General features: G+C 42.5%; 14 protein-coding genes. 12 read left to right on the top strand and 2 right to left on the bottom strand.

Annotated elements, in window-relative coordinates:
• The first annotated feature begins 146 nt into the window (after positions 1-146).
• The 8 genes from CWC28_RS15620 to CWC28_RS15585 all read left to right on the top strand — a co-directional run bounded on the left by CWC28_RS15620 (position 147) and on the right by CWC28_RS15585 (position 15,560).
• Positions 147-1,190 (top strand): alkene reductase, encoded by a 1,044-nt coding sequence (locus CWC28_RS15620; protein WP_063704756.1) that lies wholly within the window; start codon positions 147-149, stop codon positions 1,188-1,190.
• Positions 1,191-1,402: 212 nt separating this feature from the next.
• A complete protein-coding gene (locus CWC28_RS15615; RefSeq protein ID WP_063704758.1) occupies positions 1,403-3,760 on the top strand; it encodes a TonB-dependent receptor domain-containing protein in 2,358 nt (785 codons plus the stop codon).
• Positions 3,761-3,817: 57 nt separating this feature from the next.
• The gene (locus CWC28_RS15610) at positions 3,818-4,945 is read left to right on the top strand and encodes an alkaline phosphatase family protein (RefSeq protein ID WP_063704761.1); all 1,128 of its coding nucleotides are present in this window, start codon (positions 3,818-3,820) and stop codon (positions 4,943-4,945) included.
• A complete protein-coding gene (locus tag CWC28_RS15605) occupies positions 4,942-6,003 on the top strand; it encodes an alkaline phosphatase D family protein (RefSeq protein ID WP_063704763.1) in 1,062 nt (353 codons plus the stop codon). The genes CWC28_RS15610 and CWC28_RS15605 overlap by 4 nt, the downstream gene beginning before the upstream one ends.
• Before the next feature lie 166 nt (positions 6,004-6,169).
• Positions 6,170-9,493 carry an exodeoxyribonuclease V subunit gamma gene (gene recC, locus CWC28_RS15600; RefSeq protein ID WP_138625398.1) on the top strand — a complete coding sequence of 1,108 codons (3,324 nt, stop codon included), beginning with the start codon at positions 6,170-6,172 and terminating at the stop codon, positions 9,491-9,493.
• Complete coding sequence (recB, locus tag CWC28_RS15595; protein ID WP_138625397.1) at positions 9,480-13,055, top strand: exodeoxyribonuclease V subunit beta; 3,576 nt, start codon at positions 9,480-9,482, stop codon at positions 13,053-13,055. Before recC ends, recB begins: the two co-directional genes overlap by 14 nt.
• Positions 13,052-15,127, top strand: coding sequence for an exodeoxyribonuclease V subunit alpha (gene recD / locus CWC28_RS15590; protein ID WP_138625396.1), 2,076 nt, complete (start codon positions 13,052-13,054; stop codon positions 15,125-15,127). Before recB ends, recD begins: the two co-directional genes overlap by 4 nt.
• Positions 15,114-15,560 carry a GNAT family N-acetyltransferase gene (locus CWC28_RS15585; protein WP_249324976.1) on the top strand — a complete coding sequence of 149 codons (447 nt, stop codon included), beginning with the start codon at positions 15,114-15,116 and terminating at the stop codon, positions 15,558-15,560. Before recD ends, CWC28_RS15585 begins: the two co-directional genes overlap by 14 nt.
• A 4-nt stretch (positions 15,561-15,564) precedes the next feature.
• Here CWC28_RS15585 and CWC28_RS15580 read toward each other — a convergent pair whose 3' ends face one another.
• Together CWC28_RS15580 and CWC28_RS15575 are read right to left on the bottom strand one after the other, a co-directional pair.
• Complete coding sequence (locus CWC28_RS15580; RefSeq protein WP_138625395.1) at positions 15,565-16,194, bottom strand: trimeric intracellular cation channel family protein; 630 nt, start codon at positions 16,192-16,194, stop codon at positions 15,565-15,567.
• A gap of 126 nt (positions 16,195-16,320) precedes the next feature.
• A complete protein-coding gene (locus CWC28_RS15575) occupies positions 16,321-17,610 on the bottom strand; it encodes an amidohydrolase (protein WP_138625394.1) in 1,290 nt (429 codons plus the stop codon).
• A gap of 56 nt (positions 17,611-17,666) precedes the next feature.
• Between CWC28_RS15575 and CWC28_RS15570 the strand changes: the two genes are divergently transcribed.
• From CWC28_RS15570 to CWC28_RS15555, 4 genes are all read left to right on the top strand, one after another.
• Complete coding sequence (locus tag CWC28_RS15570; protein ID WP_138625393.1) at positions 17,667-18,329, top strand: Crp/Fnr family transcriptional regulator; 663 nt, start codon at positions 17,667-17,669, stop codon at positions 18,327-18,329.
• A gap of 54 nt (positions 18,330-18,383) precedes the next feature.
• Positions 18,384-18,788 carry a hypothetical protein gene (locus CWC28_RS15565; protein ID WP_063704778.1) on the top strand — a complete coding sequence of 135 codons (405 nt, stop codon included), beginning with the start codon at positions 18,384-18,386 and terminating at the stop codon, positions 18,786-18,788.
• A gap of 104 nt (positions 18,789-18,892) precedes the next feature.
• Positions 18,893-19,396 carry an Mpo1 family 2-hydroxy fatty acid dioxygenase gene (locus CWC28_RS15560; RefSeq protein ID WP_105174259.1) on the top strand — a complete coding sequence of 168 codons (504 nt, stop codon included), beginning with the start codon at positions 18,893-18,895 and terminating at the stop codon, positions 19,394-19,396.
• Between the two features lie 21 nt (positions 19,397-19,417).
• Entirely contained in the window at positions 19,418-20,206 is a 789-nt protein-coding gene (locus CWC28_RS15555) for an SDR family oxidoreductase (protein ID WP_063704783.1), read from the top strand.
• Positions 20,207-20,265 lie beyond the last annotated feature (59 nt).

Here is a 20,265-nt window from a genome sequence, read left to right as displayed (position 1 = left end):
GTTTTCTTGCCTCAAAATAGACCACTTAATTAAGCGAATTGGTATAAACGAAGTTTACGTAATCTTGAACGATTATTCAAAATAAACCTTGAAGTATGTTTGTTTCGCCCTTATCTTGAATGTATGTTCAAGATAAGGATAAAACCATGACAACCGATTTACTTTCTCCATTTAAACTAAATGACAGCATTGAGCTGCAAAACCGTGTACTAATGGCACCACTGACACGCTGTATGAGCGACGATAATCTCGTACCAACCCAAGCAATGGTTGATTATTATGCACGCCGTGCCGATGCGGGCTTAATTATTAGCGAAGCAACGATTATTCGTCCAGATGCGCAAGGTTACCCAAATACACCGGGTCTATTTACCAGTGAACAAATTCAAGGCTGGAAAAAAGTCACCGATGCTGTGCACGCCAAAGGCGGCAAAATGTTTGCTCAGCTTTGGCACGTAGGTCGTGTTGCACACCCTCACTTTTTTGGTGGTGATGTTCTGGCACCATCAGCAATTGGTGTAGAAGGTTCGGTACCGAGAATGCGTGAGTTAACTTACGTTACTCCAAAAGCGGCAACCATCGAAGACATCCAAGGTTTGATTGCTGACTACGCAAAAGCAGCGGAAAATGCAATTGAAGCGGGTTTTGACGGGGTTGAAATTCATGGTGCGAATGGTTACTTAATTGATCAATTCCTACACTTTGCTGCCAACCAACGTGAAGACCAATACGGTCAAACACCAGAAAACATGTCGCGTTTTGCTCTTGAAGTCGTTGATGCAGTAGTGGCAGCAATTGGTGCAAATAAAACTGCATTACGTTTATCGCCAGGTGCGTATTTTAATATGACCGAAAGCGACGGTGATAAAGCGGTATTCGATTATCTATTACCAGCCCTTGAAACACGTAATCTTGCGTACTTACATGTGGGTATTTTTGATGACAGCATGCGCTTTGCAAGCTTAGGTGATAAGTCGGCGTCTGAATATATGCGCGGTGCGTACAAAGGTACCTTAGTAGGGGTAGGTAGCTATAGTTTTGAGGCGGCTAATCAAGCTATCGATAACAACCAATTTGATTTAATTGCGATTGGTCGCCCATTCATTGCGAACCCAGATTACATCAGTAAAGTTAAAAATGGTGAAGCATTAACACCATACAGCGACGAAATGCTGGCTGAATTGATTTAAGAAAATCTAATAATATTGTCCAACCAACAAGCGCTCAGTTAATTTAACTGGGCGTTTTTTCTAATACTTTCTTATATATTAAACAGTTAAGTCTTAAATCTGCCATGAAAATGCATTAATTGTTTAACTGTTGTGTCAAAAATTTTGACCCTAAATGTAATACACGCTCTGCATACTGTGCCCGCTTTTAAATACGTAACCTTGGAAAAACAATGAGCACAGTAGCAAAAAAAACCAAGCTAAGCCTTGTGATCGCAACGCTTTTAGCAACATCGGCACATGCAAACACGACTAACGAAATTGAAGAAATTACCGTTGTTGCAAAGCCAACCAGTTATGCAAATAACGTTATTGAACCTGCCATGCTTGAGCAACAAAGTTCAGTATCAAGTGTGTTAGCCGTGATTGATAACCTACCGGGTATTAGCATCAACGAAGGTGATGCATTCGGTGGTGACGACTGGTCAACCACCATTACTATGCGTGGCTTTAGTATCGATGGTAATCAACAGCAATTAGGTATGACGATTGATGGTATTCCTAATGGCGGTTCTAACTATGGTGGCGGTGCAAAAGCAAACCGTTACTTAGACAGCGAAAACTTAGCAACAGTTGAAGTAGGGCAAGGTACGTCTGATATTGCCTCTGCATCACTCGAAGCATTAGGTGGTACTTTTAATTTTGTGAGTGCACAACCGAGCACAGAGCAAAGCACTACGTTTGCTTACACAACGGGCGATCATAACGCTAGCCGTTACTTTGTTAAGCACGAAACCGGCACTGTGTTTGATAACACGCAAGCTTATATCAGCTATTCGCAAACAGACACCAGCCGTTGGGTTGGAGATGGTAGCAATGGTGGTAAAGACAACCAGCACATCGAAGCGAAGTTTGTATCAGACTTTAGCGACTTAACCGTAACGGGTCGTGTTTCGTATGATGATGTTCATGAAATTAACTATAACAGCATCAGCATTAGTGAGTTTGAACAAAACCCTGATTGGGATCGTTTAACTTGGAATTGGACTGGCGTGCCGCATTTTGATCAAATGTTTGCTGAGGGCTGGGGTACACTGCGTGAAAATACCCTTGCGTATGTAAAGTTTGATTACGCGTTAAGTGCCACTTCAAACTTAAGCTTGTCGCCTTACTATCATAAAAATTCAGGTCGTGGCGATTGGATCCCGCCTTATTTAACGTCGCCGGTTGATGGCGATGGCAATCCAACAACGATTGGCGGCGAAAATGCTGGCAGCTATGGCTTTACAGATAGCGAAGGCAACCCACTTGCACCAGCTGCAGGTTGTACGGCAAGTTTAGAATGGCCATGGTCTTCAGGCCCTGGCTTAAACCCAGCCTGTTACCCAGATGATGCGATTCCAGTTATGTCGTATCGTCATACTCACTATAAAAAAGACCGCTTAGGTATGACCGGTGAATACCAAGTAACCCTTGCTAATCATGATATTGAAGCCGGCTTTTGGTTTGAACAAACAGACCGCGATGAGTCACGTGACTGGCATAAAGTTATTGACGCCCGTGTCTATCATCACTTTGACCATACGCCGTATTGGACACAGTACAAGAACACTTTCGAAACAGATACATTCAAATGGTACGTACAAGATTCAATCAGTTTAGGTGATTTCACGCTTAATTTAGGTGCTAAACAGTATCTTGTTGAGCTGCAGCGTTATAACCATTTTGAAGATGAATACTCAGATAAAATCGACAGTGATTCAGACGTGCTATTCAGCGGTGGTGTGCTGTATCAGCTATCTGCAAGCACAGAGTTATTTACCAGCTACAGCGAAAACTTTGCAGCAATTAAAGATGGTGTACTTGAACGTGATTCATCAACACTGACCGAAATTGAACCTGAAACAGCTGAAAACATCGACCTAGGTGTGCGTTACAGTGATGACCGTTTACGTTTAACGGCAACCGCTTACAGCATCGAATTTGATAACCGTATTACCTTTATTGCTCCGGGCAGTGATACCGATGGTATTGACTACACGATTGGCACGAACGGTTCTTACATCAACGTAGGTGGTATTGAGTCAACGGGTGTTGAGCTTTCTGCAAGCTATATGCTGACTGACAAATGGAACCTTTACACATCGTATACGTACAATAACTCTGAGTATCAATCGAACGATCCAAGTGCTTACAACAGCGAGGGTGAGTTACTTGAAGATGCATCAGCCAGCTTTAAAGCGGGTGATGAAGTGATTGACTCAGCACAAGATTTATTTGTGGTATCGGCAGACTACTACAGCGGTGATTTCCGCTTTGGATTATCGGCTAAATACACAGGTGAGCGTTTAGGTGCATGGACTGATGAACAAACTCGTTCACGTAACAAAGTTGATGGTTATACCTTGGTTGATTTAAACATAGGTTATAACACCAGTCTTGATTCAGGCGTGTTTAAATCACTCGACCTTGCATTTGTGGTGAATAACCTGTTTGATAAATCATATCTCGCAGGTGGTACAGGTAATGGCTCTACCTACTTTATTGGTGCACCACGTACCGCAGCTTTAACACTGACAGCGCAGTTTTAAGTAATAAGCTAACGTTTTAAATAGCCCATCGTTGATGGGCTTTTTTGCAGGTGAAATATGAAAAAATTAATTTTAGCCACGGCGGTGGTAGCGGCAGCACTATTAAGCTTAAACAGTAAAGCTGCCGACAATGTAGTGCTCGTTACTCTTGATGGCCTTCGCTGGCAAGAAGTGTTCTCTGGTGCAGATAAAAACCTAATCGATAACACTGATTTTGTTGCAGATACAGATGAACTAAAGGCGCTTTTTTGGCGAGATGACCAAACAAAACGAACTCAAGCGTTAATGCCATTTTTTAGCGAAACATTGGCAAAGCAAGGCGTTTTGATTGGCGATAGAACTCAAGGCTCATTCATGTCGGTAAGCAACCCGTGGTATTTCTCATACCCTGGTTACAGTGAAATTTTAACCGGTATGGTAGATGAAAATATCGATAGTAACGATAAAGTGCCTAACCCCAATAAAACCATTTTAGAGAGTTTAAATACTCAGCCAGAATTTAAAGGTAAAACCGCGCTTTTTGGTAGCTGGGATGTGTTTCCCTATATTGTAAATCGTGAGCGCAGTGGGGTTTATGTTAATGCTGGCTTTGAAACTTTTGATGCGGTGAAGTCAAAGGAAGTGACTCTGCTAAACCAAATGCAAAGCGAGATCCCAAGTCCTTGGCACAATGTTCGCCTCGACAGCTTTACCTACCGATTTGCCAAACAATATTTATTAAATAAACAGCCGCGTTTGCTGGTTATTAGCTTGGGTGAAACCGATGACTTTGCCCATAACGGTAAATACGATGCCTATTTAAAATCGGCTAAACAAAGCGATGCGTTTATTCGTGACCTTTGGCAAACAATTCAACAAACACCGGGCTATAAAGACAATACCACATTGATCATCACGACCGATCATGGCCGTGGCAGTCATGCTGATGATTGGCAGCATCATAGTTCGAAGCGTGCTTTGGCACGTTCGGAGCAAGGAAAGCAGCGTTTTCCAAACGGCATTGTTGGCTCTGAGCATATTTGGTTAGCAGCGATTGGCCCAGATATAAAAGCAACAGGCTTAATTAAGCCAAGCAATGAGCTCAAACAAGCGCAAGTAGCGGCAACTGTGCTGAATATTTTAGGCGTCAACAGTCAGCAAGTTAACCCGAAAATGGCCGCGCCAATTAAGGAGATTTTAAAATGAGTTTAACTTTTAGTTTGTTTAAAAGCGCCTTATCTGGGTTAATGCTGGTTAGTAGTGTGAGTGCGATTGCCGCGCCAAGTAAAATTTTGTTTGGCTCATGTGGTCATCAAGACAAGGCTATTCCGATTTTTGATGCCATCAACAAAGAGCAAGCCGATTTATTTATGTTCCTTGGCGATAACATTTATGGTGATACCGAAGATATGTCGGTACTTGCTGATAAATACCAACGTTTAGGGCAAAAGCCGGGCTTTAAAACATTACGTGCGAATACGCCAATCATTGCCATGTGGGATGACCACGATTATGGCGAAAATGATGCTGGCAGTGAATACCCGAAAAAACAGCAGTCACGAAAAATCATGCTCGACTTTTGGCAAGAGCCTGCGGATTCTGCTCGCAGGACTCGTGAAGATGGTATTTACACTTCGTACACGTACGGTGAAGGTGAGCAAACAGTAAAAGTCATCATGCCTGATCTGCGTTTTAATCGCGCACCGTTAAATCACGTATCGGCGATAACCTACCAACTTGAGCGAAAACCTGCAAAACAAGGGCCTTATAGCCCAACAACTGATAAAAACGCCTCTATGCTTGGCGAAAGCCAATGGCAATGGCTCGAACAAGAGCTTAAGTCAGATGAGAAGATAAAAATCATTGCCTCAAGCTTGCAGCTATTAGCTGATTTTACAGGCTGGGAGTCATGGGCAAATTATCCGGCTGATCGTGAGCGTTTATTTGCGCTTATTAAAAAGCATAAAGTAAATGGTGTGATTATTGTCAGTGGCGATACCCACTGGGGTGAGCTGTCTAAGTATCAACAAAACCTAGATTACCCGTTATATGAGATGACTAGTTCTGGGCTTACCGAAAAGTGGAAAGATGTTAGCCCTAATAAACACCGTGTGGGTGATTACACTCATGAAGTTAACTACGGCGATTTAACAATCGATTGGCAAAAAGCAGACCCTACCATTCGTATTGCGCTTAAAGGGATTAAGGGGGATGAGATAATGCACACCGAGTTTGCGTTATCGACGATAAGCCCATACCAGTAAATATTGCCTGCTGCGCATATCCTAAACACATGCCCGCAGCTCATGCCCGCAGTTCATGCCCGCTAACATGGAATAAGCCTTGTTTGCGGGTATTTCTCTCTATCCCATCTAATTAAAATATCTTACACTGTGTCAATTAGTTAGTTTCAAGCAAGGACAGTGTAAAGTGCTGAATATAATTCAATCAAATCGCATGGAAGCACTGCAAGCGCGGTTTCACGCTCTTCTTAAAGTTAATCCGTTAACGAGCCCTTTTAAAAAAGAAATTGTGCTCGTGCAGTCACCGGGTATGTCGCAGTGGCTAAAAATAGGTTTAAGCGAACACTTAGGGATTGCCGCTCAGGTCGATTTTCCGCTGCCTTCGAGTTTTATTTGGCAGCTTTACCAACAATTATTGCCAGATGTACCCAGTGAATCTCCGTATAACAAAGCGAACCTTGCTTGGAAGCTGTTTGCGATTTTACCAAACTGCATTGATGAGCCGCTGTATTTACCACTTAAAACCTATTTAGAGGGTGACAGTGAAGGACAAAAAACCTTTGCCTTGTGCGAGAAAATTGCCGACGTTTATGACCAATATTTAATGTATCGCCCTAATTGGATTGCCACTTGGGAGCAGGGCATCGATGAGCTTGATGATGTTGATGTGGGTATTGCGCCATGGCAGCCAGATCTTTGGCGCAAGCTGGTGGCGCACAGTAAAGAGCTTGGGCAAAGCCAATATCACCGCGCCAACATGCAAGACAAACTCCTTGCAGCCCTTGAAAAAATGGACGCAAGCTTATTACCTGAGCGTATTAGTTTATTTGGTATTTCTGCAATTGCGAGCAGCCAGCTTGAAGTGTTTCAGGCTATTGCGAAAAAAACGCAGGTATTTTTGTTTTTCTTCAACCCCAGTGAGCATTACTGGGGCGACACACTCGATGAAAAAACAGCAGCCAAAATTGCTGCTAAATATGCCAAACGCCCGCAGTTACAAGCACTTGAAGACAGCGCTAAAAACCCTGATCACGAGTACTTTTTTATTGGTAATCCGCTACTCTCGTCATGGGGTAAATTAGGCCGAGACTATTTTGAGCAGCTACTACAACTAGATGCGCAGTGGCTAGACGGATTCGATAACGATTTTGATCAAAGCTTGCTATCGCAAATTCAGTCTGAAATTTACCAATTAGCTTTTAAGGGTGAGTCATTAACGCCTGATAAAGAATGGTTCATTAATGACGAAGGCAAACTGCCAATTCAGGCAGATGATACCAGCATTGTGCTGAGCGATTGTCACACTCCACTTCGTGAAGTAGAAAGACTACATGATTACTTGCTCAATTTATTCAATGAAAATAAAGCGCTAACACCGAAAGATATTATTGTAATGATGCCGGATGTTGGCACATACAGCCCGTATATTGAGGCGGTGTTTGGTGGTGCCGAAGGGCGACGCTTTATCCCTTATGCGTTAGCCGATTTAGCGATAGAGCAAGAAAAACCTGTGCTTAGCTCGTTTGCCAGTTTAGCTGATTTACCTTACTCACGCTTTGGTGTGTCTGACATTCTTGATTTACTGCAAGTCACACAAATTGCCGAAAAATTTAACCTCGAAGCCCATGAATATGAGCAAATTGGTTTTTGGCTTGAACGCGTTGGCGTTAAATGGGGCTTAGATGCCGCCCACAAAGACAGTTTTGGCTTACCCGCAATAGATTTAAACACTTGGCAACATGGCCTAAACCGCTTGTTATTAGGTGTTGCACAACGTGATGAACAATTGCCGTTTTCGGGGATTTACAGTGCCGATGAAGTTGAGGGCATGGCATTAAATACTTTAAATAAACTCATTGAATTTATTGATGTACTGGCCCGTTATAAAGCTAAGCTTCAAGCCGATGCACCGCTTAACGAAAAGGCAGAAATTCTAAAAGAGTTATTAAACGATGTGTACAGCGATGAAGGCGAACAAAGCTGGGATTTATTAGTACTGCAAAAAGTGCTCGATACACTGATTAAGCATTATGACAATGGCGATTACCAACAAGCTGTTTCGCAGCGCATTGTTAGTTACCTTGTAAAACAAGGTATTCAAGAAAAAGGCGTAGGACAGCGCTTTTTAGTGGGGCAAGTTAACTTTTGTACGCTGATGCCAATGCGTGCAGTGCCATTTAAAGTGGTGTGCATGCTAGGTTTAAATGATGCGGATTATCCGCGTACCGTTCAGCCAATCGGTTTTGACTTAGTGCCTTTCTCAAAACGCCAAAAAGGCGACCGCTCTCGCAAACTTGATGACCGTTACCTGTTTTTAGAAGCGATTTTAAGTGCCCGTGAGAATTTATACATCAGTTATATTGGCCGTTCTTGTTTTGATAACCAACCAAGAATGCCCTCAACTTTAGTGAGCGAGCTTTTGGAATACATAGCCCGTAGTTTTGAGTTTGCTGATAAAGACACTCACTTAAAGCTACCAGAGGCGCTAATTAATTATCAGCACTTACAGCCATTTAACCCAGCTTATTATCTAACAGAGAAAACAGATGACGAGCAAAAAGCAAACAAACCGTTAGCAACACAATTACACAGCTATAACCCTGTGTGGATGCCAACTCAAGCTGTTAACCCTGAGCCACAGCAAGCGCTCAGTGTTCAGCCAGAAAACAGTGTTGAGTTAACTCAGTTTATTCGCAGTATTTGCCAGCCGCACGAGAGCTTTTATCAGCAAAGTTTGGGTTTACGCTTGCCGCAATTTAACGATATCGCTAAAGATGAAGAGCCATTTAGTTTAGATGCATTACGCCGCTACTTTTACCTTGACGAAATTCTCGAAGCGAGCATTCAAGAGCTACCGCTTAATAAAGCGCAAATTATGCAGCGCGGTGAATTACCCCAAGCCCATGTTGGCGACCTTGTGTTTGAAAGTATGCAGCACCGAGTTGATGCGCTTGCTGGGCAAGTGAAAGCGCATATTCAAGGTGATGAAGCATTACCCGTTGAAGTAAATATTAAAGTAGCCAACACCACTTTAGAAGGTTGGTTAAATCATATTTATGGTCAAAAACAGGTGTTTTATCGCACCGCCAGTATTAAAGCAAAAGATGTAATTCGTGGCTTTGTGCATCATTTAGCGGCGCAAATAATGGGCCAGCCAGTTGAAACCCTCATTCTTGGTTTAGACAAGCAAATTAGTTTTTCACCCTTGTCAGAAGACGATGCCCGCAAGTATTTAAACGATTGGTTTTCGCTTTATGAAACGCTTTTAACTCGCCCTGTGGCGTTTTTTCCGGTCAGTGGTTACGAGTACATAAAAACAGATAAAGACATGGTCAAAGCAAACAATAAATTCGCGCCGCAATACATAGGTATAGGTGAAGGTGAGAACCCATACATTCGCTTAACCATAAAAAGCCTTAAAGACTGTGAAGAAGAGTTTATAAAATGGAGCGAGCTGCTGTTATCGCCAATTGTTGAATTAGCACAGGAGGCAGATCATGCAAACGCTTAATCCAATGAGTATGGCGCTGTGTGGGCAAAGCCTTATTGAAGCCAGTGCCGGTACAGGTAAAACCTACACCATCACAGGTTTGTATTTACGGTATTTGTTGGGCTTACAAAAAGCGACCGGTGAAGATGAACAATTGAATACGCCGCTGAGTGTTGAGCAAATACTGGTGGTGACCTTTACAGAAGCCGCCACCCAAGAAATTAAAGACCGTGTGCGGGCGCGTATAATCGATGCCAGAGATGCACTGCTTGGTAAAAAGCCAGATGATGAGCTGATTGAGCAAGTAATTAACGAGGTGACTGACAAACACGCCGCATTTGATTTGCTAGACGCTGCAGCAAAGTCGATGGATGAAGCCGCTATATTCACCATTCATGGCTTTTGTCAGCGAATGCTGAAACAACATGCTTTTGAATCTGGCGTGGCGTTTAACTTAGAGTTTATTTTAGATGAGCGTGAGCTTATTCAAGAAACCCTTAATGACTTTTGGCGTGCCTTTGTTTACCCACAATCAAAAGAGCGAACGCAAGCAATTACCGATATTTTCCCAGTGCCGGCGTCACTGTATTCACAGGTAGTGAGTTTACTCAATAAACAAGGAGCAACAATTACCCCTGAGTACGACCTCGACGATATATGGCAAGCGCGCGACAACTTTGTGGCAAAAGTACCGGCATTTAAAACGGCGTGCCGTGAGAGTGAGTTTATTAATGCTGTAAAAGCATCTGATTTAAGTGGTTCAAAAACCCCAGGTCGAAAAAACAGCCTTGCAGCGCTTGAAGAATACTTAAGCAATGATGAGTTGTTTTTTGTATTTGGTACCAGTAAATACTCGTTTGAAGTGTGGAGCACAGAGAGTTTAAGCGACCCTGCAAATTATAAGAAAAACGGCAGCTTTCTCAGTCACGAAATGCTGGCTCAGTTTGATGAAATGGCCACACTCAGTAGCCTTATCAATAACGGATTGAATATTGCGATAGTGCAATATGCTGCTAAATGGGTGGCTAGTGCATTAGCTAAACGCAAGCAAGAGCAAGGCGTTATTACTCCAGATGACTTACTGAGTAATTTGCATCAAGCGCTTTTAAGTGAGCAAGGCCAAGCATTAAGTGAAAAAATTGCCGCTTTGTTTCCGGTTGCCATGATTGACGAATTCCAAGATACCGACCCAATTCAATATGGCATTTTTAGCCGTATTTATGGCATTAAAAACACCACGCTTGCCATGATAGGTGACCCTAAACAGGCTATTTATGGATTCCGTGGTGCAGATATTTTTACTTATATTGGCGCAAAACAAGCTGTTTCAGAGGACAAGCAATACACCCTAGATACCAACTACCGCTCAAGTGAAGGGGTTGTTGATAGTGTAAACCGCTTATTTGCTAAAAATAAAAATAGCTTTATTTATAACGATGCAATCCCATTTCAAAAGGTTAATGCGAAGGGAAAACCACAAAAAAAAGCGTTTTTAATAAACGGTGAAATGCCAAGTGCGTTTGAATTTTCGGTTTTTGTTGATGAATACGCCGAAGCCAACAACAAGCCAACCAGCAAAGGAGTAGCTCAACAGGCATTGGCTTTGCAATATACGAAAAAAATTACTGAGCTACTCAAGCAAGCCGATGCAGGCGCTGCAACTATTGCAGGAGTACCACTTACTGCGGCTGATATCTGTGTGTTAGTACGTGATCGAAACGAAGCACAGTTGATGAAAACTGCACTGGCAGAAGCCGCCATTGCCAGTGTGTATTTATCGCGAGATAGTGTTTTTAACCAAGAGCTTAGTCATCATTTACTGAACTTTTTAACGGCCTTGCATGGACAGTATGATGAATCATTACTGCGTGGTGTGCTTGCTGGGCCATTGTTTTGCTTAAGCTACAACCGCATTTATGAGCTTCACGAAAATGAAAGTGCATGGCAAGAGCATTTAAACTTTTTTGCTCAGCTTGCTCACATTTGGCATAAACAGGGCGCTATGGCGATGCTCGAGCGTTTATTAAGCCATAATCAGCTCGCAGCACGTTGGCAGGGCTTAGGTTACAACGTTGAGCGCTGGCTCACCGATTTCCGCCATTTAGGGGAAATATTACAGCAAAAGCAAATTGAGCTTGAGGGAACCCATCGATTGCTGCGTTGGTTTGCGCAAAAAGTCAGTCAACAAGATGGTGAAGCGGTGCAAGTACGCTTAGAAAGCGATGCTAATTTGGTGAAAATTGTCACCATGCACGCCTCAAAAGGCTTAGAGTACCCGATTGTATTCATGCCGTTTGCCTGTGGTTATCGCGAAAGCAAAGAAGCCCTTTACCATAAAGACGGTAAGCTGATTTATGACCTTGCTAAAAGTGACGACGCAATGCAAAAAGCAGAGCAAGAGCGCTTGGCTGAAGATTTACGCTTGCTCTATGTGGCATTGACTCGTGCCGTGCATTTTTGCTCTGTGGGTATGTATAACATTTCGCAAGGTCGTAGTGCTCGCCCTGGAATTCAAAGTACCAGCATTGGCCACGTATTATTTGCAGGGTTAGAGATTAAATCGGGCGATGAATGGCGCGCGTTGTTACAACAATTTTGTGAAGGCTCTGCGCACATGCACTATGAGGTGTTTAGCCAAGCAGATGAGCTTGAAAAGTTAACATTTGCTGGTGCAGACAGTGAGCAAGCCTATCAAGTTAATACTGTTAAAGCAGACATTCAGCGTGATTGGCGCTCAACCAGCTTTAGTAGCTTAACGCTGAAAAAGCATACTGAACATATTGAACTTGGCCGCAGTGATGAAGACCACGAAAAAGATGAGTTTTTAGCCCAAAATGCCAATGCTTTAACACCTTACAGCTTCCCTAAAGGCGCAAAGCCGGGTAGTTGTTTGCATGAAATATTTGAGCAATTAGACTTTACTGACCCTTATGCGTTAAAGCGTCCAGCCACTGAGCAAGACGACCACGCACTAGATAAAGTGATCAAAACGTTATTCGAAAAATACCATATTGACGATAGTTGGCAGGAAATGACCGAGCAGTGGATCCTTGCTGCACTGAATTGCCCATTAAACGATAAAGGGCTTAGTTTATCAGTACTTGAGCCCGATACCTGTTTAGTCGAAATGGAATTTAACTTACCGCTGTTATCGCTCTCAAGCGATAAGCTTAACCAAGTGTTAGTAAAACACTTTAACTTACCCGGGCAGCTTGATTTTAGTGAGGTGCAAGGCTTACTAAAAGGCTTTATAGATTTAATATTTTGCTGGCAGGGTAAGTATTATATTCTTGATTATAAATCGAACTTTTTAGGCAATAGTGCGGCTGACTACCACCATGAGCAACTAGAACAGGCCATGACCAGTCATCAGTATCATTTGCAGTATTTAATTTATACCGTGGCACTGCACCGTTTATTAAAACAACGTATTCAAGATTACGATAGCGATACGCATTTAGGGGGTGTTTACTACACCTTCTTACGTGGTATGAGCGAAGGACAAGGGGTGTATTTTAATCAGTTAACAAAACAGCAGATAACTGAGCTGGATAGCTTATTCGCACAAGGAGCCATGCTATGAGTCAACTGACATTCGGCTTTGATGACCATGAGCCAAATGAGCCAATGAATAAGCAACCAGCACAACATGCCCAAAGTGATTCAGCGCTGCCTGCCACAGAACTTAAAACACAGCCGTTACTGAGTTATTTACTTGAGGCAAAACGTATTCGCTTAGTTGATGTGAAACTCGCAGAGCTATTGACTGGCGCAGAGACTGTAACCGGTTCACAAACACTGATAGAGAATAACGAAGCAGCGCACAGTGAGGTTTTTTACCTGATTTTATTGCTTGCGGCAGCGCAGCAAAGTCAGCACAGCTGCTTGGAGCTCGTGAATATAAACTGGCAAAATCCGTTTGAAATTAAACAGCAAAGCTTAGCTGATGCCAGCATCGCAGCCCCTGAGGTTTTAACCCCGTTTGCGACAGAATTTGGCCTTTCTGATGCCGTTAATAAACTAATGAATGCTGAGTGTGTAGGGAACGACAAACCACTGCTATTGTTTGCGCATAAACTTTATTTTGCTCGATTGGCAGAGTACGAAACCACACTGGCTTCGCGTTTACATCATTTAGCAACGAAAGAACTCACCCTTGATGAAGCCGCATTAACAGCACTACTTGAGGTATATTTTCCTAGCAGTGAACATACACCCAACCCAAACGATCCTATTAAAACATTAAACTGGCAAAAAGTAGCCTGTGCAATTGCTGCAACAAAAGGCTTTAGTGTGATCACTGGCGGCCCGGGTACCGGTAAAACCACCACGGTAACTAAGCTACTAGCTATTTTACAATCTTTGTATGTCAGTGCACCGCTAACAATAAAACTGGTTGCACCGACAGGCAAAGCAGCAGCTCGTTTAACCGAGTCGATTTTAGGGGCAAAGCAAAAGCTCAGTATGATCCCTAATAATATCGCGCCACTTATTCCTGAGAGTGCGCAAACGATTCACCGTTTACTGGGCGTTATTCCGCATACCAATAAGTTTCGCCATAACAAGCGTAACCCGCTGCATTTAGATGTACTGATCATTGATGAAGCGTCGATGGTTGATTTGTCACTTATGGCAAAACTCATCGAGGCATTACCGAGTCATGCTAGGCTTATTTTACTCGGTGATAAAGACCAATTAGCTTCGGTTGATACGGGCAGTATTCTTAGCGACCTATGCCAAGGGTTAGAGCTTGGCAAAATGCCAGATTACAGCAGTGATAGAGCAGCGCAGCTTAATCGCGTTTGTTTTAATAATCAGAGCGAGATACCCGCGGCGAGCAGTCATTTTGTACTTAACGATTGTATTGCGTTTTTACAGCAAAGTTATCGTTTTGATGGCAGCAGCGGCATTGGTCAATTAGCACAAGCTGTAAATACCAATAACAGTGGCTTACTGGGCTACGTTGAGCAAACGATCAATCAAGGTGGCTTTAAAGACCTTAAACTTAATTACAGCGTAATTAGTAAACCGATTGAGCAATTTGTGCAACAAGCGGCGTTGCAATACCACGATTATTTGCAGCTTATCCAGCAAGGGGCAAGTGTTGCCAATGTGCATAAAGCATTTGCTCATTATCAGTTACTGGCTGCCGTCAGAGAGGGTGATTACGGTGTAAATAGCCTTAATCAGCGTATTGAAAAAGCACTGGCTCAACAAGGTTTAATTTCGCCATATCAAAGGCATTACGTGGGTATGCCAATTATGATCAGCCAAAACGACTATCAGTTAAAACTGTTTAATGGCGACATAGGTATTTTAATGCATGATGAGCAAGGTCAGTTAAAAGCCATGTTTGTTGATGAACAAGAAAATATTCGCGCCTTTTCGCCCGCACGTTTACCTGCTCACGATAAAGTGTATGCCATGACAATTCATAAGTCGCAAGGCTCTGAATTTGCTTATACCGCAATGATTTTACCGCCAATAAAACAGGCTAATCAGGGCATTAACAGGCAATTGGTTTACACGGGTATCACCCGCGCGAAAACCACATTTGAGCTGGTGGCAGATAAAAATGTATTGCTTATGGCAATGAATAAATCTGTTACTCGTGCATCGGGTTTATACGATAGGTTAAAACATGAAGCTAGTTAAAGTAACGAGTGATCAACTCAACGAGTTAATGGGTTGGTTTAACACAGAGGCCGAACTGCGTATTTGGTCTGGGCCATTTTTTAATTACCCATTCGATATGCAAAGCTTTAAAAACGATTTAAACCTAGATGCGCTGAATTCCTTCGCGTTGGTTAATGACGAAAGCCAGATGTTAGGGTTTGGGCAATACTATTTACGTGAAGGGCGTTGTCATTTAGGGCGGCTAGTTATCGCGCCAAGTGAACGTGGCAAAGGTCTTGCAAAAGTGTTGATAAACTTACTAGGAGAGCAGGGCAAACAGCAATTGCAGTGTGATAGCTTGTCGTTGTTTGTATATACCCATAATACCCTTGCTAAAACAGCTTATGAAAAAATGGGGTTTATACAAACCCAGTACCCCGCGACATGCCACTCGATGGCTGTATTTATATGACCTGCTAAGAGCGTTTAAAGCTGCTTTTACGAAACAGATTAGGTTGCCAGCCAAAGTGTATGGCGCCTAATCTTAAGCATACCGTTACCGTAAATGCGCCAATAATGCACCAAATATAACTCACCTCAAGGGTGAATAAAGCCGCGTAAGTTAACCCGCCAGATAAGCATGCGGTTGAATAAAGTTCTTCGCCCATGACCAGGGGCACTTCTCGACAGATCACATCACGCATCAGGCCACCAAAAATACCCGTGGTCATGCCCATGGTGATGGCAACAATCATATCTGCGCCACCAATCAGTGCCTTTTCGATACCAATAATGTTGAAAATAGCCATCCCTACAGCATCCATTAATAGCATGGTGTTGTTACTTAAATCGGGTAAGTGACGAATTGATAGAATAGACGCGAATATGGCTATGTAAGTTGCGTACAAATAATCGGGCTGAGCTATCCAAAATACCGGTTTGTTAAGCAATATGTCTCGAAGTGTTCCACCACCTAAGGCGGTGACTGTGGCAACGACCACCACACCAAAACCACCGACACTTTTTTCATGGCCCAGTAAAGTGCCAGAAATAGCAAAAAACGCTACACCGATAATGCTTAAAAAATGAAAGTATTCTGATGTCATGGGGCTTCCTTACCAGTTAGTAAGTTAACCCTAGCAAAATGAGCTTTATTGATGCTGAACAGCTAAGAAAATAAGGCGGGTAATGATGTCACCCGCCAGTAGGGAATAGTGATTATATCAATCCGCTTATTTAAGGTAATCAACCACTAATTGTGTCATTGCATTTACGCCAAGCTGTAAAGCTTTTTCGTCTGCAAAAAAGTGTGGTGAATGGTTACTTGGTGCTGTGACTGCATCTTGACCTTTTGGTGTGACACCTAAGAAAAAGAACATGCCTCGTGTTTCTAAGGCGTAGTAACTAAAGTCTTCGGCACCTGTGATAAGTGGCGTTGTGATCAGGTTTTCTTTACCAACTACACCAGCAAGTGTTGGTGTCATTTTCTTGGTTAATTCAACATCGTTCACTGTTACTGGGTAACCATGATCAATGTGAACATGTGCTTCTGCGCCACCTGATTCAGCTACCATCTCAGCGGTTTTAGCTAAACGTTTTTTAATGTCAGCACGCATTTCCTGATCAAAGGTACGAATTGTGCCCACCATTTCAACTTGATCAGGGATGATGTTGTTACGCACACCGCCATTAATGGCACCAAATGAAACCACAGAAGGCGCTTTGGTCACATCAACTTGGCGAGAAGCGATGGTTTGTGTTGCCATAATAATTTGTGATGACGCCACAATTGGGTCAACACCATTCCAAGGGCGAGAACCGTGAGTTTGGCGACCTTTTACTGTGATAGTAAATTTGTCGGCGCTGGCCATTAGCGGCCCTTCACGAAAACCAATTTGTCCGGTATTAAGAGAGCTGGTTACGTGTAAACCAAATACGGCTTCTGGCTTTTCTTTAAATAAGCCTTCTTTAAGCATAAGCTCAGCACCACCTTCTTCGCCATCTGGTGCACCTTCTTCAGCAGGTTGGAAGACAAACAGAATATCACCCGCGAGCTCTTCTTTAATTTTTACTAAAGACTCAGCGGCTGCCATTAAAATAGCCACATGGTTATCATGACCACAGGCATGCATTACGCCAACGGTATTGCCTTTGTACTCTGTTGTTTGAGTTGACGCGAAAGGTAAGTCTACTTGCTCTTTAACAGGGAGTGCATCCATATCAGCACGTAGCGCAATAAGCGGACCTTTTTTGCCCCCTTTAAGTTTTGCAACTACACCGGTATGTGCCACACCTGTTTGAACCTCAAGGCCTAGAGAACGTAAATGCTTAGCCACGTATTTAGCTGTTTCAAACTCACGGTTACTAAGCTCTGGGTTTTGATGCAAATGACGGCGCCATTTAATGACTTTTTCGCTGACGCTTTTATTGGCAGATTTAAGTTCAGAATTAATATCACTCGCAAATGCAGGGGTAGAAATAGCACTGAGAAGTAGGCTGGTCGAAAGTAGTTTGTTTAACATCCCGTATCCTTTTATTATTAATTACTAATTATTTAATCAATGTAAAGTATAAACACTTGAATGAACAAGACCTTTCGGTAATTAACCAAGACAAATGGTTTAAAAATCGCACACAAATATTTAGGGACAAGTTAGTAAAAAATGCTAAATTAATCACCTTAAATGCGGGTGATGCATTGTTTTTGCGTGGTGATGAAAATACCGGTCTGTATTGTGTTATTAATGGCGTGCTTAGAGTTTCTGGGGTTAATAGCCAAGGCAAAGAAGCGGTGCTTAGTTTTGTAACCAGTGCAATGTGGTTTGGTGAAGTGGCTCTGTTTGATGATGGTCAACGTACCCACGATGTGTATGCTCAAACTGCGGTACGGCTTTTACACGTTCCTGAGCGGGCATTAAGCCAGTTATTACAAGAACATCCTGCTTATTGGCATGACTTTGGGCTGCTTCTTACCAATAAAGTGCGAAACCTGTTTGACTCATTAGAAGATCACGCACTCCTTACAGCAAAGCAAAAGGTGAGTAAGCGTTTATGCATGCTTTATCAATCGTCACACCAAAGCTGTTTGCCGCTTACCCAGCAACAACTTGCCGATATGACCTATTTAACACGGCAAACCATTAATCAAATATTACAATCTCTGCAAGCTGATTCAATTATTAATCTTAAATATCAATCGATTGAAATTGTTGATATCGATAAATTGCAATCTCAATGCTAGTTTGGAACTAAAATTGCTACAAAGTTGTAATCAAGCTTAAATGGAAGACAACTTGTGGCAATTACATTTCATAATCAATATAACCCTTATCACGCTTCGGCTGCTGCTAAGTTGTCGCAAATAACACGCATTGATGATGTGAAGGCCATGCATACGCCTGCATCTTCAGCACACCAACTTTTACAAAAGCAGTCTGAGCCCAGTTCTTTTTTAGCACAGGCGCAAGAAGCCTTGGTTTATCAGCGACTCGGGGTTGATAAAGAGAAAATTGACGAAATAAAAGCGCAAATAGAAAAACTTGCCGAACAAATGCAGCAACAAGGTGCCGACACCAAAGCACTACAAGAAAAAATGAATGAGCTGCAAGCGATGCTTGATGAAGAGTATCAAAAAGGACGCGAACGCATGGATATGCAGCCAGAAGCTGAAAAAGGCAAAGTTATTGATGCGTTGGTTTAATGTGTGAGTTTAAGCTAGCTACTGTAAATGTCGGATAGTTGACATTCTTGGCGGTGAATTATCTGCTAATCTGAGTTTTGAACACAGTTTTGGCAGGAAAAATAATGAAAACATTAAAACAACAACTGACAAATTATGCCCTTTATCACCGTTCTAAACGCAATATTTACACTCACTTTATTGGCATTCCATTAATTGTGTTTGCGATTATTTGTTTATTGCAACGTGTCACGCTTATCTCAGAGCCTGCTGTTATCTCCTTGGCAACCGTGGTGATTGTATTCACTTGTCTTTATTACTTAATGCTTAGCTTATCTATGGGGTTAATTATGGCTGTATGCTTAAGTGCGTTAAGCATTGCTGCTGAGCCTGTAGTGTCGCTTTCAATAGAGTTATGGCTCGCTGTGAGTATTGGCAGTTTCGTGGTGGGTTGGGTGTTTCAGTTTATTGGTCACTATTTTGAAGGTAAAAAGCCAGCCTTTGTTGACGATTTAATTGGTTTGGTAATAGGGCCTTTATTTGTATTAGCAGAGTTCTTGATTATGCTTGGTTTTTATAAAGATATTGCTGATCATATTGAACAACATGCAGGGCCTAACAAAGCATAACAACAATAATAAGGAACACACATGCAATTAAATGGCAAAACAGTCTGGGTTACAGGGGCATCTTCTGGGATTGGTGAGGCACTTTGTGAGCAACTAGCAGCTAAAGGGGCAACGCTAATACTATCTGCCCGCAATGAAGATAAGCTCAATAAGCTGAATAAACGGCTCGGTGGCAATCATCACGTGGTTGCCCTAGATTTGGCGAAACCTGAAGCCTTACTTGAAGATATGCCCGCAGTGATTGAGCGAATTGGCCGCATTGATGTGCTTATCAATAACGGTGGAGTGTCGCAGCGCAGTTTATTTTTAGAAAATGAATTCACTGTGTATCGCCAACTGATGGAAGTAAACTACTTTGGTTTAATTGCCTTAACCAAGGCGGTCGTACCCCAGATGGTTAACCAAGGTATGGGCATGGTGGTCTCAATTAGCAGTGTGGCGGGTAAAGTCGGTTCAAAGTTCAGAACTGGTTATTCGGGCTCTAAATATGCGGTTGTTGGCTTTATGGATTGCTTAAGAGCAGAATTAGCCGATAAAAATGTGAATTGCCTGACTATTTGCCCGGGTTCAATTAAAACAGCGATTGCGCATAATTCATTAGATGGCCAAGGTAAACCGCAAAATAAACCAGAACAATCAATCGAAAACGGTATGGATGTGGCAAAAGCGGCTGCAAAAATGATTAAAGCCATTGAAGCCGAGAAAGATGAAGTTGTTATAGGTGAAGGGATAAGTGGTTTAGCACCAACTATTAAGCGTTTTTTCCCGGGCTTTTTTAATCGCCTCACAGCAAAAATGAACTACAGATAATTTATTATCATTTGTTAGTGAATGATTCTCAGTAAACAATGCGCCACTTGGGTTGCGCA

Origin of the sequence: Pseudoalteromonas sp. S4492 (genome assembly GCF_005886115.1) — a bacterium.
GTDB classification, from domain to species: Bacteria; Pseudomonadota; Gammaproteobacteria; order Enterobacterales; family Alteromonadaceae; genus Pseudoalteromonas; species Pseudoalteromonas gelatinilytica.
Note: the sequence above shows the minus strand (reverse complement) of the source record. Positions and strands in the feature narration are given on the sequence as shown.

Coding starts and splice junctions, on each gene's coding strand:
- CWC28_RS15615 (WP_063704758.1), top strand. CDS start 1,403: ATGAGCACAGTAGCAAAAAAAACCAAGCTAAGCCTTGTGATCGCAACG.
- CWC28_RS15610 (WP_063704761.1), top strand. CDS start 3,818: ATGAAAAAATTAATTTTAGCCACGGCGGTGGTAGCGGCAGCACTATTA.
- CWC28_RS15620 (WP_063704756.1), top strand. CDS start 147: ATGACAACCGATTTACTTTCTCCATTTAAACTAAATGACAGCATTGAG.
- CWC28_RS15555 (WP_063704783.1), top strand. CDS start 19,418: ATGCAATTAAATGGCAAAACAGTCTGGGTTACAGGGGCATCTTCTGGG.
- recD (WP_138625396.1), top strand. CDS start 13,052: ATGAGTCAACTGACATTCGGCTTTGATGACCATGAGCCAAATGAGCCA.
- recB (WP_138625397.1), top strand. CDS start 9,480: ATGCAAACGCTTAATCCAATGAGTATGGCGCTGTGTGGGCAAAGCCTT.
- CWC28_RS15560 (WP_105174259.1), top strand. CDS start 18,893: ATGAAAACATTAAAACAACAACTGACAAATTATGCCCTTTATCACCGT.
- CWC28_RS15580 (WP_138625395.1), bottom strand. CDS start 16,194: ATGACATCAGAATACTTTCATTTTTTAAGCATTATCGGTGTAGCGTTT.
- CWC28_RS15585 (WP_249324976.1), top strand. CDS start 15,114: ATGAAGCTAGTTAAAGTAACGAGTGATCAACTCAACGAGTTAATGGGT.
- CWC28_RS15605 (WP_063704763.1), top strand. CDS start 4,942: ATGAGTTTAACTTTTAGTTTGTTTAAAAGCGCCTTATCTGGGTTAATG.
- CWC28_RS15575 (WP_138625394.1), bottom strand. CDS start 17,610: ATGTTAAACAAACTACTTTCGACCAGCCTACTTCTCAGTGCTATTTCT.